The 23,229-nt window shown below is 71.5% G+C and carries 21 protein-coding genes; 4 read left to right on the forward strand and 17 right to left on the reverse strand.

Translation table 11 applies throughout. The annotated features are described in order from the left end of the window. Positions 1-166 precede the first annotated feature (166 nt). Positions 167-1,063, forward strand: coding sequence for a C40 family peptidase (locus tag IE247_RS26595; protein ID WP_190125828.1), 897 nt, complete (start codon positions 167-169; stop codon positions 1,061-1,063). A 114-nt stretch (positions 1,064-1,177) separates the two neighbouring features. On the opposite strand, the gene IE247_RS26600 is transcribed toward IE247_RS26595, so the two are convergent. From IE247_RS26600 to IE247_RS26610, 3 genes are all read right to left on the reverse strand, one after another. Then, the gene (locus tag IE247_RS26600) at positions 1,178-1,480 is read right to left on the reverse strand and encodes a hypothetical protein (RefSeq protein WP_190125829.1); all 303 of its coding nucleotides are present in this window, start codon (positions 1,478-1,480) and stop codon (positions 1,178-1,180) included. A gap of 144 nt (positions 1,481-1,624) precedes the next feature. Next, positions 1,625-2,515, reverse strand: a complete 891-nt coding sequence (locus IE247_RS26605) for a PaaX family transcriptional regulator C-terminal domain-containing protein (RefSeq protein ID WP_190125830.1) — start codon at positions 2,513-2,515, stop codon at positions 1,625-1,627. Positions 2,516-2,777: 262 nt separating this feature from the next. Further along, positions 2,778-4,061 (reverse strand): geranylgeranyl reductase family protein, encoded by a 1,284-nt coding sequence (locus tag IE247_RS26610; protein WP_190125831.1) that lies wholly within the window; start codon positions 4,059-4,061, stop codon positions 2,778-2,780. Positions 4,062-4,159: 98 nt separating this feature from the next. On the opposite strand from IE247_RS26610, the gene IE247_RS26615 reads away from it, so the two are divergent. Further along, positions 4,160-4,669: a GNAT family N-acetyltransferase gene (locus IE247_RS26615; protein WP_190125832.1), complete on the forward strand. Its 510-nt coding sequence runs from the start codon at positions 4,160-4,162 to the stop codon at positions 4,667-4,669. 64 nt (positions 4,670-4,733) lie between these two features. On the opposite strand, the gene IE247_RS26620 is transcribed toward IE247_RS26615, so the two are convergent. The 4 genes from IE247_RS26620 to IE247_RS26635 all read right to left on the reverse strand — a co-directional run bounded on the left by IE247_RS26620 (position 4,734) and on the right by IE247_RS26635 (position 8,335). Next, positions 4,734-5,432, reverse strand: coding sequence for a demethylmenaquinone methyltransferase (locus tag IE247_RS26620; protein ID WP_190125833.1), 699 nt, complete (start codon positions 5,430-5,432; stop codon positions 4,734-4,736). 32 nt (positions 5,433-5,464) lie between these two features. Further along, on the reverse strand, positions 5,465-6,139 hold the full coding sequence (locus IE247_RS26625) for an amidohydrolase family protein (RefSeq protein ID WP_190125834.1): 675 nt from the start codon (positions 6,137-6,139) through the stop codon (positions 5,465-5,467). Positions 6,140-6,155: 16 nt separating this feature from the next. Beyond that, positions 6,156-7,355 carry a cyclic dehypoxanthinyl futalosine synthase gene (gene mqnC / locus IE247_RS26630; RefSeq protein WP_190125835.1) on the reverse strand — a complete coding sequence of 400 codons (1,200 nt, stop codon included), beginning with the start codon at positions 7,353-7,355 and terminating at the stop codon, positions 6,156-6,158. A gap of 62 nt (positions 7,356-7,417) precedes the next feature. Then, positions 7,418-8,335 carry a menaquinone biosynthetic enzyme MqnA/MqnD family protein gene (locus tag IE247_RS26635; protein WP_190125836.1) on the reverse strand — a complete coding sequence of 306 codons (918 nt, stop codon included), beginning with the start codon at positions 8,333-8,335 and terminating at the stop codon, positions 7,418-7,420. A 416-nt stretch (positions 8,336-8,751) separates the two neighbouring features. On the opposite strand from IE247_RS26635, the gene IE247_RS26640 reads away from it, so the two are divergent. Continuing rightward, a complete protein-coding gene (locus IE247_RS26640; protein ID WP_003967102.1) occupies positions 8,752-8,955 on the forward strand; it encodes a cold-shock protein in 204 nt (67 codons plus the stop codon). Between the two features lie 136 nt (positions 8,956-9,091). Here the strand turns inward: IE247_RS26640 and IE247_RS26645 are convergent, their stop codons facing one another. From IE247_RS26645 to IE247_RS26690, 10 genes are all read right to left on the reverse strand, one after another. Beyond that, positions 9,092-10,447, reverse strand: a complete 1,356-nt coding sequence (locus tag IE247_RS26645) for a M1 family metallopeptidase (RefSeq protein ID WP_190125837.1) — start codon at positions 10,445-10,447, stop codon at positions 9,092-9,094. Between the two features lie 13 nt (positions 10,448-10,460). Beyond that, positions 10,461-14,405, reverse strand: coding sequence for a Pls/PosA family non-ribosomal peptide synthetase (locus IE247_RS26650; RefSeq protein WP_190125838.1), 3,945 nt, complete (start codon positions 14,403-14,405; stop codon positions 10,461-10,463). 351 nt (positions 14,406-14,756) lie between these two features. Then, entirely contained in the window at positions 14,757-15,416 is a 660-nt protein-coding gene (locus IE247_RS26655) for a TetR/AcrR family transcriptional regulator (RefSeq protein WP_190125839.1), read from the reverse strand. Between the two features lie 145 nt (positions 15,417-15,561). Further along, on the reverse strand, positions 15,562-16,899 hold the full coding sequence (locus tag IE247_RS26660) for a dicarboxylate/amino acid:cation symporter (protein WP_190125840.1): 1,338 nt from the start codon (positions 16,897-16,899) through the stop codon (positions 15,562-15,564). 463 nt (positions 16,900-17,362) lie between these two features. Further along, positions 17,363-17,644, reverse strand: coding sequence for a DUF4229 domain-containing protein (locus IE247_RS26665; protein ID WP_190125841.1), 282 nt, complete (start codon positions 17,642-17,644; stop codon positions 17,363-17,365). A gap of 123 nt (positions 17,645-17,767) precedes the next feature. After that, positions 17,768-18,931 carry an aminofutalosine synthase MqnE gene (gene mqnE, locus IE247_RS26670; RefSeq protein ID WP_190125842.1) on the reverse strand — a complete coding sequence of 388 codons (1,164 nt, stop codon included), beginning with the start codon at positions 18,929-18,931 and terminating at the stop codon, positions 17,768-17,770. An 88-nt stretch (positions 18,932-19,019) separates the two neighbouring features. After that, positions 19,020-19,475: an Lrp/AsnC family transcriptional regulator gene (locus IE247_RS26675; RefSeq protein ID WP_190125843.1), complete on the reverse strand. Its 456-nt coding sequence runs from the start codon at positions 19,473-19,475 to the stop codon at positions 19,020-19,022. A gap of 161 nt (positions 19,476-19,636) precedes the next feature. Next, complete coding sequence (locus IE247_RS26680; RefSeq protein WP_190125844.1) at positions 19,637-20,311, reverse strand: UbiX family flavin prenyltransferase; 675 nt, start codon at positions 20,309-20,311, stop codon at positions 19,637-19,639. 64 nt (positions 20,312-20,375) lie between these two features. Then, complete coding sequence (gene mqnP / locus IE247_RS26685) at positions 20,376-21,278, reverse strand: menaquinone biosynthesis prenyltransferase MqnP (RefSeq protein WP_190125845.1); 903 nt, start codon at positions 21,276-21,278, stop codon at positions 20,376-20,378. A gap of 49 nt (positions 21,279-21,327) precedes the next feature. Next, positions 21,328-22,779, reverse strand: coding sequence for a menaquinone biosynthesis decarboxylase (locus IE247_RS26690; protein WP_190125846.1), 1,452 nt, complete (start codon positions 22,777-22,779; stop codon positions 21,328-21,330). 89 nt (positions 22,780-22,868) lie between these two features. Here IE247_RS26690 and IE247_RS26695 point away from each other — a divergent pair, with 89 nt between their 5' ends. Next, positions 22,869-23,192, forward strand: a complete 324-nt coding sequence (locus IE247_RS26695; RefSeq protein WP_190125847.1) for a PLD nuclease N-terminal domain-containing protein — start codon at positions 22,869-22,871, stop codon at positions 23,190-23,192. Positions 23,193-23,229: the final 37 nt, after the last annotated feature.

The following is a 23,229-nucleotide window of genomic DNA, read 5'->3' on the forward strand; positions in this document are numbered from 1 at the left end:
CCTTTTTCCAAAAGACCGTGATCACAACCATGATCACTACTGCCCGAAATGCCCGTTAGGGCGTCAATAAAGCCCCACAATAAGCGGATTGATAAATTCCGATCGTAACTGTGGCGCAACACACGTTTCTTGTCGGGAACCGGGTGTGGCTGATAGCGGTTGTCCCATGTCCCACACCGCTCACATACCCAGCCACCGGAAGCCCCGGACTCGCAGCGCCTCCGGCATGGCAATCCGGGCCGGAGTCGCCGGGAGCGTTCTCAGCACGATCGCGGTGGCCGGAGCCGCCGGGCCGGCGAACGCCGAGCCGGTGACCGAGACCATCGAGATGCCCGCGTTCACCCCCGCCGGCCTCTCGGACGCGGTCGCCGCGTCCGCCCAGACCCAGCAGCAGGCCGCCTTCGACCTGGAGTTCCAGGCCCAGGAGGACGCCGCCGCGAAGAAGGCCGCGAAGGCCGCCAAGACGGCCAAGGCCGAAGCGGTGCGCAAGGCCGAGGCGGAGAAGGCGGAGAAGAAGGCCGCCGAGGAGCGGGCGGAGAAGCAGGAGCGCGAGGCCGCCGCCGAGCGCGAGCGCGCCTCCCGCACCGCCGAGCGCACCACGCTCACCACGACCGCGACCTCCGCCTCCACGGCCGGCGCGCCCAGCACCGCCCCCTCCGGCGGCACTTCGAGCGCGAACACCCCCGCGCCCTCCTCCTCCAACGCGTCCGGCTCCGTCGCCACCGTCATCGCCTTCCTCAAGGCGCAGGTCGGCGACGCCTATGTGATGGGCGCCACCGGCCCCAACTCCTGGGACTGCTCCAGCCTGGTCCAGGCGGCCTTCCGCCAGGTCAACATCGACCTCCCCCGCGTCTCGCAGGACCAGTCGACGGCGGGCACCCAGGTCGGCACCTCCAACCTCCAGGTCGGGGACATCCTCTACTGGGGCGCTGCGGGCAGCGCGTACCACACGGGCGTCTACATCGGTAACGGCCAGTACCTCGACGCGGCCAACCCCGCGAAGGGCGTCGTCATCCAGGATCTGTCGGGCTACCCGGCGACGGGCGCGGTGCGCGTTCTCTGAAACGCGACTGACCGTCTGACCGTCTGTCTGTCTGTCTGTCTGTCCGGTGAGTCGGCCCGAGGGGCCGGCGGGAGCACTCCTCCCGCCGGCCCCTCGGCCGTTTCCTTCAAGGACCTAGCCGTCGGGGTTGACCTCCAGCCGGGTCAGATCCATGTCGTCCAGGAGGGCTTCGTGGGTGCGGCCGCTCATATGGGCGTCCTTCTCGATCTCCACGGCGGCCCAGCCGGTGAGGCTCATGACGAGGACTCTGAGGCCGTCCGTGCCGTAGTTCTCCAGGACTTCGTCGGCGGTGCGGAGGGCCTCTTCGGGGATGCGTTCCTCGGGATAGGCCCCGACCACTCTGCGCAGCAGGCTCACGGAGATGTGTGAGATGTCCGGGGCGATGGCTCGCAGCCGTCGGTCCTCAGCTTCGTCCACGGGATTTCCCCCTCTGTCGAGTGCGCGGGAGCCGCTCCGTCACCCCCGTGTCCGCTTCCCTTCGCACCCAACCAGTTTCCACCCATGCCGCCGCGCACACGGGCGGTTCGTGTGAATCCGGCCGGTTCCGCTCAGAGCATGAAGTCAGAGCATGAACTCGTAGAGACGGAAGAGCCGGGGGCCCTGCCGCTCGGGGTCGGCGGCGCGCGCGGCGCGCTCGCGGCGGCGGAGCTGGGACCAGCAACCGGCGACCAGGGCGCGGGCCTCGACACCGGGCCAGGGATCGGGCAGCAGTTCGGGCGGCAGCAGCGGGTCCGGCTCCATCGCGCGGGTGAACTCGGTGGCGAGCTCCACCGCGAGGGCCACCATCTCCGCGCCGGAGAGCTCCGGACGGGAGTGGATCCACTCCAGCCGAGGGCGGGCGACCGCTTCGAGACGGCGGTGGCGGTCGGCGATCTCCTCCAGCGGCCACAGCTCGCGGGCGAGGGCCGCCGGGTCGCTCTCGCCGCCCCGGCGGAGGTCGGTGGTGGTGAGGAAGGTGAGATGGCCGAGGAGTCCCAGCGAGTCGGCGTGCTCCTCGACATAGGGCTCCCAGGCGTTGGGGCTGACATAGAGCCCGCCCTGAAGGGGCGCGCCGCCGAGCCTGACGAGCGCGGTGCGCAGCGCGTCGCGTGCCGCCCGGGAAGTCTCGGGCACGGCGAAGGCGACCAGGTGCCAGACGCCGTCCCAGGGCTCCAGCCCGGCGTCCTGCCGGATCGCGTGGGCGACGAACTCCACATCCGGCTCAAGTCCGCGCTCGGTCTCGCCGATCGCGCGCAGGACCGCCCTGCGCCCCCGGCCCTCGTGACTGAAGCGCCCCTCGGCGACGAGCCGTTTGACGCACAGCCGCACCTGCTGGTCGGTCATGCCCAGCAGGGGGGCGGCGTCGTACAGCTCCCCGGCGTCGACCGTGTGGTCCTGGCGGATCAGCGCCTCGACGAGGTCCCTGGTGGAGACATGGACGGGCGGCAGGACTTCGTGGGGACCGGTAGTCATGGTCTGGTGTGCCTCGCACGGGCCGGGGACAGGGGGACGAGCTGCGATCCCCTCCAGTCTGGACCTCCGGACGGCCCGGTTCCAGCGCCGGGGCGGCCCCGGACGGGCCGTCGGACGGGGTCAGCCCGGCGTACCGGCCGTATGGGCCGCACCGGCCGCACCGGCCGTCGGCGCCGCATCGTCGCCGGGTGACCAGGGGGAAGGTCGAGAAAGCCCGCCCCGGGAGGGCCGGGGCGGGCTTCGAGCGTCGGGAAGCAGGGGGTCAGGCCTTGGGGGCGACCTTGGAGAGGCCGTTGATGATGCGGTCCATGGCGTCGCCGCCGGTGGGGTCGGTGAGGTTGGCGAGCATCTTGAGGGTGAAGCGCATCAGCATCGGGTGGGTCAGACCGCGCTGGGTGGCGATCTTCATGACCTTGGGGTTGCCGATGAGCTTCACGAAGGCGCGGCCGAGGGTGTAGTAGCCGCCGTAGGTGTCCTTGAGGACCTTGGGGTAGCGGTGGAGGGCCAGTTCGCGCTGGGCGGGGGTGGAGCGGGCGTGGGCCTGGACGATGACGTCGGCGGCGATCTGGGCGGACTCCATGGCGTAGGCGATGCCCTCGCCGTTGAAGGGGTTGACCAGTCCGCCGGCGTCGCCGACGAGAAGGAGGCCCCGGGTGTAGTGCGGCTGGCGGTTGAAGGCCATGGGCAGGGCGGCGCCCCGGATGGGGCCCGTCATGTTCTCGTCCTGGTAGCCCCACTCCTCGGGCATGGAGGCGCACCAGGCCTTGAGGACCTCGCGCCAGTCCAGCTCCTTGAAGGAGGAGGAGGTGTTGAGGACGCCGAGGCCGACGTTGGAGGTGCCGTCGCCCATGCCGAAGATCCAGCCGTAGCCGGGCAGCAGCCGGTCCTGCGCGCCCCGGCGGTCCCAGAGTTCCAGCCAGGATTCCAGGTAGTCGTCGTCGTGGCGCGGGGAGGTGAAGTAGGTGCGCACCGCGACGCCCATCGGGCGGTCGTCGCGGCGGTGGAGCCCCATCGCCAGGGAGATGCGGGAGGAGTTGCCGTCGGCCGCGACGACGAGCGGCGCGTGGAAGGTGACCGGGAGTTTCTCCTCGCCGAGCTTGGCCTCGACGCCGGTGATCTTGCCGGTGCGGTCGTCGATGATGGGTGCGCCGACGTTGCACCGCTCGTAGAGCCGCGCGCCCGCCTTCTGCGCCTGCCGGGCGAGCTGCTCGTCGAAGTCGTCGCGCTTGCGGACGAGTCCGTAGTCCGGGTAGGAGGCGAGTTCCGGCCAGTCGAGCTGGAGCCGGACGCCGCCGCCGATGATGCGCAGGCCCTTGTTCCGCAGCCAGCCGGCCTCTTCGGAGACGTCGATGCCCATCGCGACGAGCTGCTTGGTGGCGCGCGGGGTCAGTCCGTCGCCGCAGACCTTCTCGCGCGGGAACGCCGTCTTCTCCAGCAGCAGTACGTCCAGGCCCGCCTTGGCGAGGTAGTACGCGGCCGTGGAGCCGGCCGGGCCTGCCCCGACGACGATCACATCGGCGCTGTGTTCGGAGAGGGGCTCGGTCACGGCGGGTTCTCCCGAAGACTCGATTAATACGTGCCGAACGGCACAGGGCATGTGCAGTCTAGGGGGCGTACCGATCAACGATCGAAGGGCTCCCCCTCATGAGCAGGCTTCTCCCCGACGTAAAGCTGCGCGTGCCCACCGACGAGGACGCCCACGCCTGGCACCGGGTCTTCGACGACCCCGAGGTGATGGAGTTTCTCGGCGGGCGCGGGGCCGAGTTGTCCGTCTATGAGGAGTTGACCGCGCGGCAGCGCAGGCACGACGCGGAGCTGGGCTTCTGTCTGTGGACGGTGTTGGACGAGGAGGGCGCGGTGATCGGTTTCACCGGTGCGCAGCCGTGGCCGCACACGGCCTTCGGGCCGGTCGGGGAGATAGAGATCGGCTGGCGGCTGGGCCGGGCGGCCTGGGGGAAGGGGTACGCGACGGCCGCCGCCCGGGTCGCTGTGGAGCGGGTGCGGGCCGCCGGGGTGAAGGAGGTGGCGGCGATGGTGGACACCCGTAACGAGCGTTCGCAGGCGGTGGTGCGGCGGCTCGGGATGGAGTACGCCCGGACATACGCCGCACCGGAGGGCACGCGCGAGGCGCACTGCTACCGGCTGGCGCTCTGAGGACGCCCCGCCGGAGCCCGACCGTGTCCCGCCGGGCTCCGGCGGGACACGGTCGGGAGGGGGGTCAGTCCTTGGGCCTGGTGGCGCGGTGGAGCGCCACGACCCCGCCGCTGAGGTTGCGCCAGGCGACCTTCGACCAGCCGGCCCGCTGGACGAGCGCGGCCAGCTCGGGCTGGTCGGGCCAGGCGCTGATGGACTCGGCGAGATAGATGTACGCGTCGGGGTTGGAGGAGACCGCCCGCGCCACCGGCGGCAGCGCGCGCATCAGGTACTCCTCGTACACCGTCCGGAAGGGGGCCCAGGTCGGCCGGGAGAACTCGCAGATCACCATCCGGCCGCCGGGCTTGGTCACCCGGAGCATCTCGCGCAGCGCCTGCTCTGTCTCGCGCACATTGCGCAGCCCGAAGGAGATGGTGACCGCGTCGAAGACGCCGTCGCGGAAGGGCAGCCGGGTGGCGTCACCGGCGGTCAGCGGGAGCCAGGAGTTGCGCTCCTTGCCCTCGCGGAGCATGCCGAGGGAGAAGTCGCAGGGGACGACGTAGGCCCCCGCGTCGGCGAAGGGCAGCGAGGAGGTGCCCGTGCCGGCCGCGAGGTCGAGCACCGTCTCCCCGGGGCGGGCGTCCACGGCGGCGGTGACCTGCTTGCGCCATCTGCGGTCCTGGCCGAGCGAGAGGACGTCGTTGGTGAGGTCGTAGTTCGCCGCCACGTCGTCGAACATCGAGGCGACTTCGTGCGGCTGCTTGTCCAGGGATGCTCGGATCACACGGCCCATTCAAGCAGGGCGGGCGGGCCGTCCTACGAGCGGCGGTGCAGCAGCCGTCCGCCGAGCACGGTCGCGACGCAGCTCGACGCTCCGCGCCGGGCGAGCGCGTGTACGGGGGGCTCGTCGAGGGGGACGTCGAAGACGGCGAAGTCGGCCGGGCCGCCGATCGTCAGTCCGCCGTCCAGCAGGGCGTCCAGGGGGTACGCGGAGAGCGGGTCGAGCGCGGGGGTCCCACCGGGACCGGCTCCCGGACCGGCTCCCGGTTCGCGCACCCGCAGACCGGACCGCGTCACCGCCGTACGCACCGAAGGCCGGGTGAAGGGCCCCACGACGGCCGTGCAGCCGTGCGCCAGCAGCCGCTGGAGCCCGCGTCGGGCGCTGCCGCCCCAGCCCGTCCCGTCGAGCCCCAGCGCCGCGAGCGCGGCCCCGGTCACCGGCTCGGTGCCGAGGGCGTCCGCCTCACGGGGGTCGGGGTGGTAGGCCGCCTCCAGCAGCCGCGCCGCGTCGGGCGCGCGCAGTCCGGGCAGCAGCAGCCCGGGCCAGCGCCGCACCCGGGCCGAGGGGCGCTCGGCGGTCAGCTCCGCGTACGGCCCGATCGCCACGATCAGCCCGGTGTCGACGGCGACCGCGTCGGGGGCCGTGCCGAGGTCTTCACCGAGGTCTTCGCCGCTCGTGAGGACCGCGTCGGCGGCGTGGATGGTGAGCACAGGATCGGCCGGCGTCTCAGTTGGCGTTGAGAAGCTTCAGCTCCGGGTGGGCGGTGCCGCCCTCGATCGCCGTGGACGAGATGTGGGAGACCACCCGGTCGTCCGCCGGGTCGTCCGCCGGGTCGGTGTGGACGACGACATGCTCGTACGTCGTGGTCCGCTGCGCCGGGACGCGGCCCGACTTGCGGATCAGGTCGATGATCTCCTGGCGGTTGGAGCGGTGCTTCGCGCCCGCCGAGGAGACGACGTTCTCCTCCAGCATGATCGAGCCGAGGTCGTCCGCGCCGTAGTGCAGCGAGAGCTGGCCGACCTCCTTGCCGGTGGTCAGCCAGGAGCCCTGGATGTGGGCGACGTTGTCGAAGAAGAGCCGGGCGATCGCGATCATCCGCAGATACTCGAAGATCGTCGCGTGGGTGCGGCCCTTGAGCTTGTTGTTCTCCGGCTGGTACGTGTACGGGATGAAGGCCCGGAAGCCTCCCGTCCGGTCCTGTACGTCGCGGATCATCCGCATGTGCTCGATCCGCTCGGCGTTGGTCTCGCCGGTGCCCATCAGCATGGTGGAGGTCGACTCGACGCCGAGGCCGTGGGCGATCTCCATGATCTCCAGCCAGCGTTCGCCGGACTCCTTGAGCGGGGCGATCGCCGTACGGGGGCGCTCGGGCAGCAGCTCGGCGCCCGCGCCCGCGAAGGAGTCGAGGCCGGCCGCGTGGATCCGGGTGATGGCCTCCTCGGCGGAGACGCCGGAGATCCGGGCCATGTGCTCGACCTCGGAGGCGCCCAGGGAGTGGATCACGAGCTGCGGGAACGCCGCCTTGATGGCGGAGAAGTGCTCCTCGTAGTACTCCACGCCGTAGTCCGGGTGGTGGCCGCCCTGGAACATGATCTGGGTGCCGCCCAGCTCCACGGTCTCGGCGCAGCGCCGCAGGATGTCGTCGAGATCGCGGCTCCACCCCTTCGCCGTGTCCTTCGGCGCGGCGTAGAACGCGCAGAACTTGCAGGCGGTGACGCACACATTGGTGTAATTGATGTTGCGCTCGATGATGTACGTCGCGATGTGCTCGGTACCCGCGTACCGGCGGCGGCGTACGGCGTCGGCCGCGCCGCCCAGCGCGTGGAGCGGCGCTGAGCGATAGAGGTCGAGGGCCTCTTCCGGGGTGATCCGGCCCCCTTCGGCGGCGCGGTCCAGCACGGACTGAAGGTCGGCCTTCTCGGTCACCGGGTGTCACCTTTCGGCGGTTTTACGGGGCATGGCTCAAAGCGTCTGCGGGCCCGGCCAGCCTACGCCAGGGGCGACGGGCCACGGGGGGCCGGGCGGCCCGGGGCCCGGAGGAGTTCCACGGTCACATCGGCGGGATAGCCGGTGGTCGGCCCGGTGCGGCGGGCGAACTCCCGGACGCCGGCCAGCTGCTCGGGGCCGAAACGGAAGTCGAGGGTCCGGAAGTATCGCTCCAGCAGCTCCGCGTCGAAGGACTCCCAGCGCGCGGCCTGCTCGGCGACCTTGGCGACCTCTTCGAGGGAGAGGTCGCGCGAGCCGAGGAACGCCTCGTGCACCTCGTGGACGATGGCCTCCTCGCGGGCCAGATAGTCCTTGCGGGCCGCCCACACCGCGAAGACGAACGGCAGCCCGGTCCACTCCTTCCACAGCAGCCCCAGGTCATGGACCTCCAGCCCCAGCCGGGGGGCGTCGTGGAGCGAGGCGCGCAGCGCCACGTCGCCGATGAGGACGGCCGCGTCGGCCTCCTGCATCATCACCCCGAGATCGGGCGGGCAGCCGAAGTAATCGGGGGCGACCCCATACCGCTCGGAGAGCAGCAACTGCGCCAGTCGTACGGAAGTGCGCGAAGTGGAACCGAGCGCTACGCGTGCGCCGTCGAGTTTCTCCAGAGGAAGCTGGGAGACGATCACGCAGGACATCACCGGACCGTCGCAGCCGACCGCCAGATCGGGAAAGGCGACGAGCTGGTCGGCATTGCGCAGAAATTCCACCAGAGTGATCGGCCCGATATCGAGGTCGCCCCGCACCAGCCGCTCGCTCAGCTTCTCGGGGGTGTCCTTGGACAGCTCCAGATCGAGAAGGGTTCCGGTGCGGGCCAGTCCCCAGTACAAGGGGAGACAGTTGAGGAACTGGATATGGCCGACGCGCGGCCGGCTGCTGCGGCGGCGGTCGGTTGCTGTGCTTTCTCCAAGACTGTCCACAAAGCGAGGCTAGACCTCTTCCGGCGCCATGGAGCCGTGGGGGGCGCACGCGGGTCGCACCGCCCCACGCCGCCGTCGGCGCGCGCCCCCGGCCGACGGCCGCCCGGCGCTCCCCGCGCCCGGCCCCGGAGACGACCGCACCCCCTGCGAGCTGCGGTTGGGCCGATTCACTCCCCTCGCGGCGGACCGGCGGGCGACCGGCGCGTCAGCGCGCCCCCGGGCGCTTCAAGCGTCCGAGTGAAGTGATCTTTGCCTCTACCGCTGCCAACACAGTGCGTGCTAGGCTCGACGCAAGTTGCAGTTTGGTTTCCCTTGCAGTACAGAGCCTGCGGAGCATGTGACCCGCAGGCTTTTGTAGTTTTCAGACTTGTTTGCAGGTTCTGGAGCAGGGCAACCCTTTGGCCCAAGGAGGGCTTATGGCTACCGGAACCGTCAAGTGGTTCAACGCTGAAAAGGGCTTCGGCTTCATCGCCCAGGACGGCGGCGGCCCGGATGTCTTCGTCCACTACTCCGCGATCAACGCGTCTGGTTTCCGCTCGCTTGAGGAGAACCAGGTCGTGAACTTCGACGTCACTCAGGGTCCGAAGGGCCCGCAGGCGGAGAACGTCACCCCGGCCTAGTCAGCCAGGGTCGGCGATCGCGCACGACTAGCAGTACCCAAGGAGCCCCGGCCTTTCCAGGACCGGGGCTCCTGCCTTTCTCCATTACCCCTGGCATTACCCCCGCGTGATCAGTCCGGGCGGCCGGTACGGACGATCAGTCCGGGCGGCCCGGGAGCGGCGGCAGCGGTGCCTCGTACAGCCAGCGGGTGAAGAGCCCGGCCGGTGATCGCTCGCAGAGCCGCTCCGCCATCGCGGTGAAACCCTCCGTCGTCACCACCCCGTGCCGGTGGACGCCCGTCCACTCCCTCAGCAGGGCTGTGAACGCCTGGTGGCCGATCTCCGTGCGCAGCGCGTGCAGGGTGAGCGCGCCCCGCTCGTACACCCGGTCGTCGAAGAGCCGGCGCTGCCCCGGGTCGGCGATCAGGATGTCCTGCGGCATCAGCGTGAGCCGGGCGTGGGACCTGCTCGCCATCACCGCCGCCGAAGGGCCGCCGGAGGCCTCGGACCAGAGCCACTCGGCGTATTTGGCGAAGCCCTCGTTGAGCCAGATGTGCCGCCAGTCGGCGACGGTCAGACTGTTGCCGAACCACTGGTGGGCCAGCTCGTGCGCGATCAGCCGCTCGCTGCCGCGCCGCCCGTCCACATGGTTGGCCCCGAAGACCGACAGCCCCTGGGCCTCCACCGGGACGTCCAGTTCCTCGTCCACCACCACGACGCCGTACTCCTCGAAGGGGTAGGGGCCGAAGAGTTCCTGGAAGAGGGTCATCATCTGCGGCTGCCGGGCGAAGTCGTGCTCGAACCGGCCGCCGGTCAGCGCCCTCGGCACGGCGGCGGGCTGCGGGACCACGGCGGGACCGGAAGACCCCGAGGGGCCCGTGCCCGGGACCTCGACCAGCTCGTACGGGCCGATCTGCACGGTTGCCAGATACGTGGCCATCGGCGCGGGCTGCTCGTACACCCAGGTCGTCGTGGAAGCGCCGACCGAACGGGAGATCAGCACCCCGTTGGCGATCACGGCGTACGGGGAGGGCGCGGTCACCGCGATCCGGTAGGCGGCCTTGTCGTCGGGGCGGTCGTTGCAGGGGAACCAGGAGCGCGCGCCGTGCGGCTGGGAGGCGACCAGCGCGCCCTCCTCCAGCTGCTCCCAGCCCAGCTCGCCCCAGTCGGGGGTGCGGACGGGGTGCGGTACCCCGCTGTAGCGGACCTCGACGGTGAAGGGCTCACCGGGCATCGGCGGCCGGGCAGGCCGGATGCGGAGGCGGTCCCCGCGATGGGTGTACCGGGCCGGCCTGCGGCCGTCGACCAGCACCTTGCTCAAGCGGAACTGCCCGAGGTCGAGCACGATCTCGGTGAGCGGCCCCGTGCCGGGGCCCTGGGAAGGACCGGCGACCGCGCTGACCGTGGCCCGCCCGGAGAGCCGGCCGGTGTGCGGGAGATAGTCCAGCTCCAGGTCGTACGCGGTGACGCGGTAGCGGTCGTCGCCGTGCAGCGGGAAGTACGAATCCGTCACTTGGGCCCTTCGTTCACTTCGTGAGGCGCGGCCTTCTGGGGGCCTTCGCCCGCTTCCGGGCGCGCGACGGCTTCCAGGCGGCGATCGGATTGCCCAGCCAGCGGGTGCCGGCGGGCACCCGCTCCCCGCGCATCACCAGCGACGCGGGGCCGACCACGGCCCGGTCGCCGATCACCGCCCCGGGCAGCGCGATGCCGTGCGGGCCGAGCGTGGCACCCGCCCCGATCCGGACATTGTCCATGCGCATGATCCGGTCATGGAAGAGGTGTGTCTGCACCACACAGCCCCGGCCGATGCTCGCGCCCTCCCCCACGGTGGCCAGATCGGCTTCCGGGAGCCAGTACGTCTCGCACCACACGCCCCGGCCGATGCGGGCCCCGAGCCCGCGCAGCCACAGGCTCATCAGCGGGGTGCCGCCGACCGAGCCCACCAGCCAGGGGACCGCGAGGACCTCGACAAAGGTGTCCGCCAGCTCATTGCGCCAGACGAAGGCCGACCACAGCGGATGCTCGACCGCCCGGAATCTGCCCACCAGCAGCCATTTCGCCGCCAGCGCGAGGAGTGCGGCCAGCGCGCCCGCCGCCAGCAGCAGCGCCCCGCCGAGCAGGACGGCCAGGGGGTGGCCGAGGTGCTCGGCGAGCGTGCCGAAGGCGATGACCGCGAGGAGCGCGAGCATCGCGGAGCAGATCACCGGAACGATTCTGCACAGCTCCACGGCGGCCCTGGCCCACTTCAGCCGGGCCGGCGGGGCGAAGGTACGGCTCTGGTCGCCCTTCTCGGCGGCCCTGGGCAGCTTCATCGGCGGCATCCCCAGCCAGGAGCTGCCCGCCTTCGCCCCCTTGGGCGTGGACGACAGCACCCCCACCAGCCCCCGCTTGGGCACCCGGCGACCGGCGGCCGTCATGCCCGAATTGCCGAGGAAGGCGCGTTTGCCGACCCGGGCCGCCGCGATCCGGAGCCGTCCGCCGCCCAGCTCGTACGAGGCCACCATCGTGTCGTCGGCGAGGAACGCGCCGTCGCCGACCGTGGTCATGGAAGGCACCGCGAGCACGGTGGACGCCTCCACGCCCCGGCCCACCTTCATGCCGAGCGCCCGCAGCCACACGGGGGTGGCGAGGGACGCGTACAGCGGGAAGAGCTGTACCCGCGCCATGTCCATCAGTCGCTCGGTCGTCCAGGCCTGCCAGGCGATCCGGCTGTGGACGGGGTGGCTGCCCTCGCGCAGCCCGGCGCTCAGCGCACGTACCCCCGCGAGGATCAGCAGGGCGTACGCGGCGAGCGCGGCCAGGGTCGCCAGGGGGACGGCGGCGAGCGGGGCGGCGGAAGCCCGGAGGATCAGCAGCGCCGGGAGGGCGGCGAGCGCGGGGAGCAGACCGAGGAGGAGCGAGGTCAGCGCGTAGACGGCGGTCCAGCGCGGGCGGCGCGCGGGGCGCGGGCCGACGGGCGGGCGGGCCTTGCCGTCGCGGGTCGCGGGCGCGCCGGACCAGCGCTCACCGGCGGGCACCGCCCCGGTGACGCCGGAGCCGGGCGCGATCTCGGAGCGCTTGCCGATCCGCGCGCCGGGGAAGAGGGTGCTGCGCGCGCCGACGGTGGCGTCCGCGCCGACGCGCACCGGGCCGATGTGGAGGAGATCGCCGTCCAGCCAGTGGCCGGAGAGATCCACCTCGGGCTCGACGGCCGCGCCCCGGCCGAGCCGGAGCAGCCCGGTGACGGGCGGCAGGGAGTGCAGGTCGGCGTCGTCGCCGACGCGTACGCCCAGGGCCCGGGCGTAGTACGTCAGCCAGGAGCCCGCGAGGCCGGTCGCGCCGCTCAGCTCGGCGAGCCGCTCGGCGGTCCACAGCCGCAGATGGACGGAGCCGCCGCGCGGATGGGTGCCGGGGCGCACCCCTCTCAGCAGCAGCCGCGCGCCGCCCGCCGCGATGGCGATCTTGCCCGGCGGGCTGATGACGAGCAGCCACCCCAGCCCGATCCACCACCAGGAGACGGCGGGCCCGGCGAGTGCCAGCACATTGTTGACGGCGGCGGCGACCACGCTCCACCGCAGCCCGGCGACGGTGAGCAGCGGGAGCATCAGTGCGAGCTGGGCCAGTTGCGCCCGGCGGGGTACGGGGCTCACCCGGCGGGCCGGGCGGGCGTCGGCCGGACCGGGTCCCGGGCCGGAGTCCAGGGTGCGGGCGAGCGCGCCGAGGGTGGGGTGCTGGTAGATGTCGCCGACGGATCCGGTGGCGTACCGCTCGCGGATCCGGGAGACGAGCTGGGCGGCGGCGAGGCTGCCGCCGCCGCTGGCGAAGAAGTCGGCGTCGGGGCCGGTGACCTCGGCCCCGAGGAGTTCGGCCCACTGGCCCGCGAGCCAGGCCTCGGTCTCGGTGAGGCGCTCGGTCTCCGGCACGGTCACGGTCGCGGCGGGCAGCGGCCAGGGGAGGGCGTCCCGGTCGACCTTTCCCGAGGTGCGGGTCGGCAGCTCGCCGACGGCGGCGAGCCTCGGCACCAGCGCGGCGGGCAGCTCGCCGCGCAGCAGCTCCCGCGCCCGCTCCAGGTCGAAGACCGGTTCGGAGTGCTCGGGACTCTCGGGGACGACATAGCCGATGAGGAGCTGGTGGCCCGCCGGGGTGGTGCGGACGGCGGCGGCGGCGCCCGCGACACCGGGGAGGGACTGGAGCGCGGCGTCGACCTCGCCGAGTTCGACGCGGCGTCCGCCCAGTTTGATCTGCTCGTCCGCGCGGCCCAGGAAGACCAGCCCCGCCGGGTCGGCGCGGACCAGATCGCCGCTGCGGTAGGCGCGGGGCCAGCCGAGGGCGGGCAGCGGGGCGTACTTCTCGGCGTCCTTGTCCGGGTCGAGATAGCGGGCGAGGCCCACTCCCCCGATGACCAGCTCGCCGCTCTCGCCCAGCGGGGCGATCTCGCCCCGGGCGTTCACGACCGCCAGCTCCCAGCCGTCGAGCGGCAGCCCGATCCGCACCGGGCCCTCGCCGGTGAGCCGGGCGGCGCAGGCGACGACGGTGGCCTCGGTGGGGCCGTAGGTGTTCCAGACCTCGCGGCCGGGGACGGCGGTGCGCTCGGCCAGCTCCGGCGGGCAGGCCTCACCGCCGAAGATCAGCAGCCGTACGCCGGTCAGCGCGTCGGCGGGCCAGAGCGCGGCCAGGGTGGGGACGGTGGACACGGCGGTGACCCGCTGCTCGACCAGCCAGGGGCCGAGGTCGAGCCCGGTCCGCACCAGTGAGCGCGGGGCGGGCACCAGGGCGGCCCCGTGCCGCCAGGCGAGCCACATCTCCTCGCAGGAGGCGTCGAAGGCGACCGAGAGCCCGGCGAGCACCCGGTCCCCGGGGCCGAGCGGGTCCCGGCGGAGGAAGAGACGCGCCTCGGCGTCCACGAAGGCCGCCGCCGCGCGATGGGTGACGGCGACGCCCTTGGGCTTTCCGGTGGAGCCGGAGGTGAAGATCACCCAGGCGTCGTCCTCGGGGCCAGGTCTGGCCTCCGGCCGGGGCAGGGGGTCGGCCTCCGGCCGGGGCTCCGGGGGGAGTCCCCCCTCCCGGAGGGCGAGAGCGCGGCCCTCGCTCAGGACCGCGCGGACGGCGGCCTCGGTGAAGACCAGCTCGGCCCGCTCCTCGGGGTCTTCCGCGTCGACCGGGACGTAGGCCGCGCCCGCCGCGAGGACGCCGAGGATCGAGACGTACAGATCGGCCGTCCCGGACGGCACCCGCACCCCGACCCGGTCGCCCGGGCCGATGCCCGCGCCGGTCAGCCGAGCCCGTACCGTCTCGACCTCGGCGGCGAGGGCGCGGTAGGTGAGCGGGGTGACGCCGTCGTCGAGGGCGAGGGCGTCCGGCTCGCGGCGGGTGGTCTCGTCCAGGATGTCGACGAGGGTCCGGGCCGGGGCCGCGCGGCCGGCGGTGAAGAGGGCGGGGGCGGCGGGCGGGCCGGCTTCGAGCAGGGCCCGGCCGTCCGGGGAGAAGGTCATCCGGCGAGCCCTCCGCCGGTCCGGGTCGGCGCGGCTCTTCGAGGGGGGCTCGTGCGCATCTCTCACTCTCCATCTGTCGTCGGGGTACCCCCGGGCCGCCGGGCCCGGGGGGAGAGTGCGCTGCGATCCCGTCCCGCGCACGGCAAACGGGGAGTTTATCCAGTGATGACCCGACTCGCCTGTTCTGTGAATTCAGGCACCCGGCCGGCGGTGCGCACCCCGGCGCCCCCGCGGACCGTCATCGGCGCAGCTCACGGCGGGGAGCCGGGCCAGCAGGAAGGGCCCCGGCGCATCCCGCGCCGGGGCCCTTCCCTGTGGGGAACCCCACCCCGGGGTCACCGGCAGGACGGGTCAGCGGGCGGTCCAGCGCTCGCCCCGGAGCAGCTCGCCCAGCCCCACCCATGCGAAGTTCATCAGGGTCGCCGCCGCGTCCCGCGCCGAGACCGTGCCGTCCTCGTGCCGCCAGCCGGCGAGCGACTCCGCCGCCCCCACCAGCGCCTGGGCCAGCCCGGTCATGTCCCGCGCGGCCAGCTCAGGGGTCCGCCCGGTGCCCGCCTCGCGGGCCGCCGCGCCGATCAGGGAGGCCACCCGGGCGACCATCTCGTCCCGCATCGCGGCCACCTCCAGCGCGAAGGGCTCCCCGTGGGTGCGCGCCTGCCGGTGCAGCACCGCCCAGCCGTCCGGGTTCTCGGCCGTGTGGGTGAAGAAGGCGGTGAGCCCGGCCCAGAGCTGCCGGTCGGCGGGGAGCCGGGGGTCGACCGAGTCCCGCACCGAGGCGGCGAGGGCCCGCGCCTCACGCCGTACACAGGCGGTGAACAGCTCTTCCTTGGAGTTCAGATAGAGGTAGACCAGTGGCTTGGAAACGCCCGCGAGCCCGGCGATCTCCTCCATCGAGGCGACCCGGTAGCCGCGCCGCCCGAAGGTGTGCACGGCGGCGTCCATCATCTGCCGCTCCCGGACGGCCCGTGGCAGCCGTGTGCCCCGTGCGCCTCCGCCTCTCCCAGCGCTCATGCTCCGAAACTCCCCCTCGCCCCGTACCACACCCCTGCCGCGCGGTAAGCCTACGGCCAGCGCAAACCGGCCGGAACGAGCCGGACCCCGCGCTCCCCGGGTACGGAACACGGGGTGCGCGGGGTCCGGCGGACCGGCCGGAACGTCAGACCGGGGCCGGCACCGGGTGCACGTCCTCGACGGGCTCGTCGATCGGCGAGGCGGTGGCCGAGTTGTACGCGTCGTGGTCCAGGATCTTCTCCCGGGCGGCGACGATGACCGGAACCAGTGCCTGGCCCGCCACATTGGTGGCCGTACGGATCATGTCCAGGATCGGGTCGATCGCCATCAGCAGACCCACGCCCTCCAGCGGGAGACCCAGCGTGGAGAGGGTCAGGGTCAGCATGACCGTGGCGCCGGTGAGACCGGCGGTGGCGGCCGAGCCGACGACCGAGACGAAGGCGATCAGCAGATAGTCCTGGATGCCCAGCTGTACGTCGAAGATCTGCGCGATGAAGATCGCCGCCAGCGCCGGGTAGATCGCGGCGCAGCCGTCCATCTTGGTGGTCGCGCCGAACGGGACCGCGAAGGAGGTGTACGCCTTGGGCACGCCGAGCCGCTCGGTGACCTTCTGGGTCAGCGGCATGGTGCCGACCGAGGAGCGGGAGACGAAGGCGAGCTGGATCGCGGGCCAGGCGCCCCGGAAGAAGTGGACCGGGTTGACCTTGGCGACGGTCGCGAGCAGCAGCGGGTAGACGCCGAAGAGGACCAGGGCGCAGCCGATGTAGACGTCGGCGGTGAAGGTCGCGTACTTGCCGATCAGCTCCCAGCCGTAGTCGGCGATGGCGTAGCCGATGAGGCCGACGGTGCCGAGCGGGGCAAGCCGGATGACCCACCACAGGGCCTTCTGGAGCAGTTCGAGGACGGCTTCGCTGAGCGTGAGGATCGGCTTGGCCTTGTCGCCGAGGGCGAGGGCCGCGATACCGCCGACGGCGGCGATGAAGACGATCTGGAGGACGTTCAGCTCGGTGAAGGGCGTGATGATGTCGGTGGGGACGATTCCGGTGAGGAAGTCGATCCAGCTTCCCTCACGCTTGGGGAGCTGCCCGTCCTTCGGGGTGAGGCCGGTGCCCTCGCCCGGGTTGGTGACCAGGCCGATGGTGATGCCGATGGCGACCGCGATCAGCGACGTGATCATGAACCAGAGCAGGGTCTGGCCGGCCAGCCGGGCGGCGTTGTTGACCTTGCGGAGGTTGGTGATCGACACCAGGATCGCGAAGAAGACGAGCGGGGCGACGGCCAGCTTCAGCAGCCGGATGAAGATGTCTCCGATGTGCCCGAGGGTCTCCTTGAGCCAGCCGACGCCGAACTCGCGGGCGATCCAGCCGAAGACGACGCCGAGCGCCAGACCGACGACGATCTGGACCCAGAAGGGGACCTTGGGTATTCGGGAACCGGAGCCCGAGGGCTTTCCGGTCGTGGTGGACGCGGTGTTCGCGGACACGGACACACTCCAGAGCGGCGAGAGGGGAGAAGAGCGGGGAAGGGCGGCACCCGTGCGCGAGGGGCTGTTCCGCCTGCGGTGCCGGGTCAGACCGGACGGCGACAGGCCGGACGGCCACAGACCGGACGGCGACAGACCGCGGGCATACAGCGGCGTCTGTCGGCGCGCGCGCGTGTCACGAGCGGGTGGCTCGTGACATGGGGAAAGCGCGGCGCTGACGTCATGCCCGATACGTTAACACTTGAACTTTGAGATCCTGAAAGCTTTACTTTGGGATCTTCGCCACTCCAAAGCGGGATAGCACCCGGAGTGCGCCCACCGGCCGGTAATCCCTGGCCTGAATGTGACCCATGGCACTCCCTGACGCATCGGGCGGCTAGGCGACTACCCGGGCACGCCCCGGGGAAACGCGGCACGCCCCCGGCCGGTGGGCCGGGGGCGTGCGGTGAAGCAACAGGGAGGCTCAGTCCTCCTGGGTGCGGTTGGCCTCGTAGCGCGCCTTGGTCCGCTCGACCTTGGTGACGATCTGCTCGGACATCGCGTCCCGCTGGCTGCGCAGCAGGACGAAGCTGATCGGCGCGGAGAGCACCACGGCCAGCAGCACGACCCAGACGAAGTTGGAGTCGCCGAGACCCTTGGGCAGGATCCCGAAGTGGACCAGCGCGGCCACCAGCGCGAAGCAGCCGGCGAAGACGGCGAGGCGCAAGGCCGTGTACTTGATCGCGGCGCTCGACTTGGCTGACACTGCGGGGCCCACTCTCTCTTCGTACTCCGTATGACAGAACCTGCCAAACCAGTGAAGCACGCCCCCGAAACGGCCGGGCAGGCGGCTCGGGAGGACGGCTCCGGGCGGTGGCCGGACAGGCGGTCAGACCCGCATGGCCTGCGGGGTCTCCCGGCGGTCGGCGTCCGGGCCGGGGTACTCGCGGATGATCTCGTAGCGGGTGTTCCGCTCCACCGGACGGAATCCGGCGTCACGGATCAGATCGAGAAGATCGTCGCGGGTCAGCTTGTTCGGCGTGCCGTAGTTGTCCGCGTCGTGCGTGATCTTGTACTCGACGACCGAGCCGTCCATGTCGTCGGCTCCGTGCTGGAGCGCGAGCTGCGCGGTCTGCACCCCGTGCATCACCCAGAAGACCTTGACGTGCGGAACGTTGTCGAAGAGCAGCCGGGAGACCGCGAAGGTCTTGAGCGCCTCGGCCCCGGTCGCCATCGTGGTGCGCGCCTGGAGCTTGTTGCGGACCTTGCCGTCCTTCATGTCCACGAAGTCGTGCTGGTAGCGCAGCGGGATGAAGACCTGGAAGCCGCCGGTCTCGTCCTGGAGCTCACGGAGCCTCAGCACGTGGTCGACGCGGTGGCGGGGCTCCTCGATGTGCCCGTACAGCATGGTGGACGGGGTCTTGAGGCCCTTGCTGTGCGCCAGCCGGTGGATCCTCGACCAGTCCTCCCAGTGGGTCCGGTGGTCGACGATGTGCTGGCGCACCTCCCAGTCGAAGATCTCCGCGCCGCCGCCGGTGAGCGATTCGAGACCGGCCTCGATCAGCTCGTCCAGGATGTCGGAGGCCGACATCCCGGAGATGGTCTCGAAGTGGTGGATCTCGGTGGCGGTGAAGGCCTTCAGCGAGACGTTCGGGAGGGCTTCCTTCAGCGCGCTCAGGGAGCGGGGGTAGTACCGCCACGGAAGGTTGGGGTGGAGCCCGTTGACGATGTGCAGCTCGGTGAGGTTCTCGTTCTCCATCGCCTTGGCGAGGCGGACGGCCTCCTCGATGCGCATGGTGTACGCGTCCTTCTCGCCCGGCTTCCGCTGGAACGAGCAGTAGGCGCACGACGCGGTGCACACATTGGTCATGTTGAGGTGGCGGTTGACGTTGAAGTGCACGACGTCGCCGTTCTTGCGCGTGCGCACCTCGTGGGCGAGGCCGCCGAGCCAGGCCAGGTCGTCCGAGGCGTACAGGGCGATGCCGTCCTCGCGGGACAGCCGCTCCCCCGCCCTGACCTTCTCCTCCAGCTCGCGCTTGAGCCCAGCGTCCATGCGCCCGCCTCCCATGTCTGACGTCAATCGGGCTCCGACCACGTTACTCCCCCGCTCTTGACAGCGAGGGACGCCCCCGCCCCGTCCGTCAGTCCTCCTCGGGAAGGTCCCCGACGCGGTTCTCCCACTTGGTGGAGAGCACGATCGTCGTCCGGGTGCGGGAGACGCCCCGGGTGCCGCTGAGCCGGCGGATCGTCTTCTCCAGGCCGTCGACGTCGCCGACGCGGACCTTGAGCATGTAGGAGTCGTCGCCCGCGATGAACCAGCAGTCCTCGATCTCGGCGAGGTCCCTCAGCCGGCGCGCCACGTCCTCGTGGTCGGCGGCGTCGGAGAGCGAGATGCCGATGAGCGCGGTGACCCCGAGGCCGAGCGAGGCCGCGTCGACCGTGGCGCGGTAGCCGGTGATGACTCCCGCCGCCTCCAGGCGGTTGATCCGGTCGGTGACGCTCGGTCCGGAGAGGCCGACGAGCCGTCCCAGCTCGGCGTAAGAGGCCCTGCCGTTCTCTCGGAGAGCCTGGATGAGCTGTCTGTCCACCGCGTCCATGTGCCTGGAGCCTTCCTTAGTATCCGAAAGTGTCCGAAAGTGTTCGAAATCCAAAGGCGTGCGGGGCCCGGCCCCGCAGTTCCTGATGAAGAGCCGGCAGTGATCGCTCCGGTTCCGCGCCGGAGCCGGAAGGACCGGAAATCCCCGCGCGGGCGGCCGGATCAGCCCTGGCGAGCGCCCCCGAGCTGTCCCTTCCACCGCCGGTACAGCGTGTGCGGCACGCCCACCGCGTCCAGCGCCCGCCCGGCGACGAAGTCCACCAGGCTCTGGAGGTCGTTCGCGCCCGCGTAGAACGCGGGTGACGCGGGCAGCACCACCGCGCCCGCGTCGTCGAGGGCGAGCAGATGGCGGAGCGTCTGTCCGTTGAGCGGGGTCTCCCGCACGGCGACGACCAGCGGGCGCCGCTCCTTGAGGGTCACGCTCGCGGTGCGCTGGAGCAGATCCTTGGAGAGACCGAGGGCGACTCCGGCGACGGACGCCGTCGAGGCGGGGACGATCAGCATCCCCTTGGCGGGGTACGAGCCCGAGGACGGCCCGGCGGCGAGGTCGCCCGCCGCCCAGTGGCGTACGCCGTCGAGATCGACCGTGAAGGCGTCCGGCTTCCCGTCCGCCCCCCGGCTCAGCCACTCGCGCAGATCGTCGCGCCAGTGGGCGTCCCGGAAGGAGATCCCGGTCTCGTCGAGCAGAGTCAGCCGGGAGGCCCGCGAGACCACCAGATCGACGCTCTCCCCCGCGTCGATCAGCCCGCGCAGCACGGCGGCGGCATACGGTGTCCCGGAGGCCCCGGACACTCCGACGATCCACGGACGGCGGGGGGTGTTCTGTGCTGGCTCCACACAGGGAGCCTATCCGCAGGGCCGTGCGACCCGTGTGCCAGGCACCGAGGCGTACCCGGAGGCTCTACACCGTCAGCCCGCGCACCAGCAGATCCAGCAGGGCGAACCCGAACAGGCTGATTCCGATGAAGCCGTTGACGGTGAAGAAGGCCCGGTTCAGCCGGGACAGATCGTGCGGCTTCACCACGGTGTGCTCGTAGCAGAAGGCCGCCGCCACGACCGCCAGACCGGCCCAGAAGAACGCCCCGGCATCGGTGGCCAGGGCGAACCACACCAGCAGCGCGGTGGTCACCACATGCGCGCCCCGCGCCCCGTACAGCGCCGCGGGCACCCCGAAGCGCGCCGGGACCGAGAGCACGCCCTCGGCGCGGTCGGCCTGGACGTCCTGGGTGGCGAAGATCAGGTCGAAGCCGCCGATCCAGACGCCGACGGCGAGGCCGAGGAGCACCGCGTCCCAGGACCACTCGCCGGTGACCGCGAGCCAGGCCCCGATCGGCCCTATGGCCTGTGCCACACCGAGGATGGCGTGCGGATAGTGGGTGAACCTCTTGCCGTACGGATAGACCACCATCGGGACGGCGGCGACCGGCGCGAGCATCAGACAGAGCGGGTTGAGCAGCGCGGCGGCGCCCAGGAAGACCGCCAGGGCGATCAGCGCGCCGGTCCAGGCGGACCTTACGCTCACCGCGCCGGTGACCAGCTCCCGGCCCGCCGTGCGGGGGTTCCGGGCGTCGATCTCACGGTCGATGATCCGGTTGCAGGCCATCGCGAAGGTGCGCATCCCGACCATGGCGACGGTGACGAGCAGCAGCGTGCCCCACTGGATGCTCCCGCCGTCGAGGAACATCGCGGTGAGGGCGGCGATATAGGCGAAGGGCAGCGCGAAGACCGAGTGCTCGATCATCACCAGCCGCAGAAAGCTCCTCGTCCGGCCCGGCCCGGGGACGGCCGCGGCGGACGCGGTCACCGCCGGTACCCGCGAGCGGCCGGGGAGAGGTGCGGAGCGAGGTGGCGGCTCACAGGCCGTACTCCTTCCAGCGGCGGTCGACCAGCGCCGCCGTGTCCGGGTCCGACTCGACCATCCGCGGCCAGCCGCCGTCGCGGGTGTAGCCCTCCTCGGGCCACTTCGCGGTCGCGTCGATGCCTGCCTTGCCGCCCCAGAACTGCTGGTACGAGGCGTGGTCGAGATGGTCGACCGGGCCCTCGGCGACGGTGAGGTCGCGCGCGTAGTCGGTGTTGCCCAGCGCCCGCCAGGCCACCTCGTGGAGGTCGTGGACGTCGCAGTCCTTGTCGACCACGATGATCAGCTTGGTCAGCGACATCATGTGCGCGCCCCAGATCGCGGACATCACCTTCTGCGCGTGCTTGGGGTACTTCTTGTCGATCGAGACGATGGCGCAGTTGTGGAAGCCGCCCGCCTCGGGCAGGTGGTAGTCCACGATGTCCGGTACGACGATCTTGAGCAGCGGCAGGAAGAAGCGTTCCGTCGCCCGGCCCAGCGGACCGTCCTCGGTCGGCGGGCGGCCCACCACGATCGACTGGAGCAGCGGCTTGCGCCGCATGGTCACACAGTCGATGGTGAGCGCGGGGAAGGGCTCCTGCGGGGTGTAGAAGCCGGTGTGGTCGCCGAAGGGGCCCTCCGGCAGCATCTCGCCCGGCTCCAGCCAGCCCTCCAGGACGACCTCCGCGTGCGCGGGGACCTGGAGCGGGACGGTCTTGCAGTCGACCATCTCGATCCGCTTGCCCTGGATGAAGCCGGCGAAGAGGTACTCGTCGATGTCGCCGGGGAGCGGCGCGGTGGAGGCGTACGTCACGGCGGGCGGCGCGCCGAAGGCGATCGCGACCGGCAGCCGCTCGCCCCGGCGGGCGGCGACCTGGTAGTGGTTGCGGCTGTCCTTGTGGATCTGCCAGTGCATGCCGATGGTGCGGCGGTCGTGCCGCTGGAGCCGGTAGAGGCCGAGATTGCGGACGCCCGACTCGGGGTCCTTGGTGTGGGTGAGCCCCAGATTGAAGAAGGAGCCGCCGTCCTCGGGCCAGGTGAAGAGCGCGGGGAGCTGGTCGAGGTCGACCTCCTCGCCCTTCAGGACGACCTCCTGCACGGGGGCGTCCTTCACCTTCTTCGGCGGTACGTGGACCATCGAGCCGAGCTTGCCGAAGGCCTCGCGGACCCCGACGAAGCCGTGCGGCAGCTCGGGCTTGAGGAGCCCGCCGATCTTGTCGCTGATGTCCGTGTACGACTTCAGGCCGAGCGCCTTGAGCAGCCGGCGGTCGGTGCCGAAGACATTCATCGCCAGCGGCATGGCGGAGCCGCGCACATTCTCGAAGAGCAGCGCCGGTCCGCCCGACTTGTTCACCCGGTCGACGATCTCCCCGATCTCCAGATGGGGGTCGACCTCGGCCTTGATGCGCTTGAGGTCTCCCTCGCGTTCCAGGGCCCTGAGCAGGGAGCGAAGATCGTCGTAAGCCATGCGCCCCAGTATCCGGTACCGGTTACCCTGGCCGCGTCACCGGGGCCGGTTCCGTGCCCCACCGCCTCTCCCTGGGGGACCGTAAGACCATGCTCAGGTATCTGCCCTTTCTGCTGGTCCTGGCGCTGTGGATCTACGCCTTCATCGACTGCCTGAACACTCCCGAGAAGGAGGTCAGGAATCTGCCGAAGGTGGCGTGGGTCCTTATCGTCCTTCTCTTCGGACAGGTGCTGCTGGGCCCGGTCGCCTGGTTCATCGCGGGCCGTCCCCGCAGGACCGCCGGATACGGCGGCGGCGGCGCGGGCGGTCGCGGCGGGCGCGGCGGGGGCTGGGTCGCGCCGGACGACAATCCGGAGTTCCTCGACTCCCTGAAGGACGAGCGGGAGAAGAAGAAGGACGACGACGAGGCCTGAGAGCGTGAGAAGAGCCCCGCACCGGAAGGTGCGGGGC

It is taken from the genome of Streptomyces inusitatus (genome assembly GCF_014651115.1).
Classification (GTDB): domain Bacteria; phylum Actinomycetota; class Actinomycetes; order Streptomycetales; family Streptomycetaceae; genus Streptomyces; species Streptomyces amakusaensis.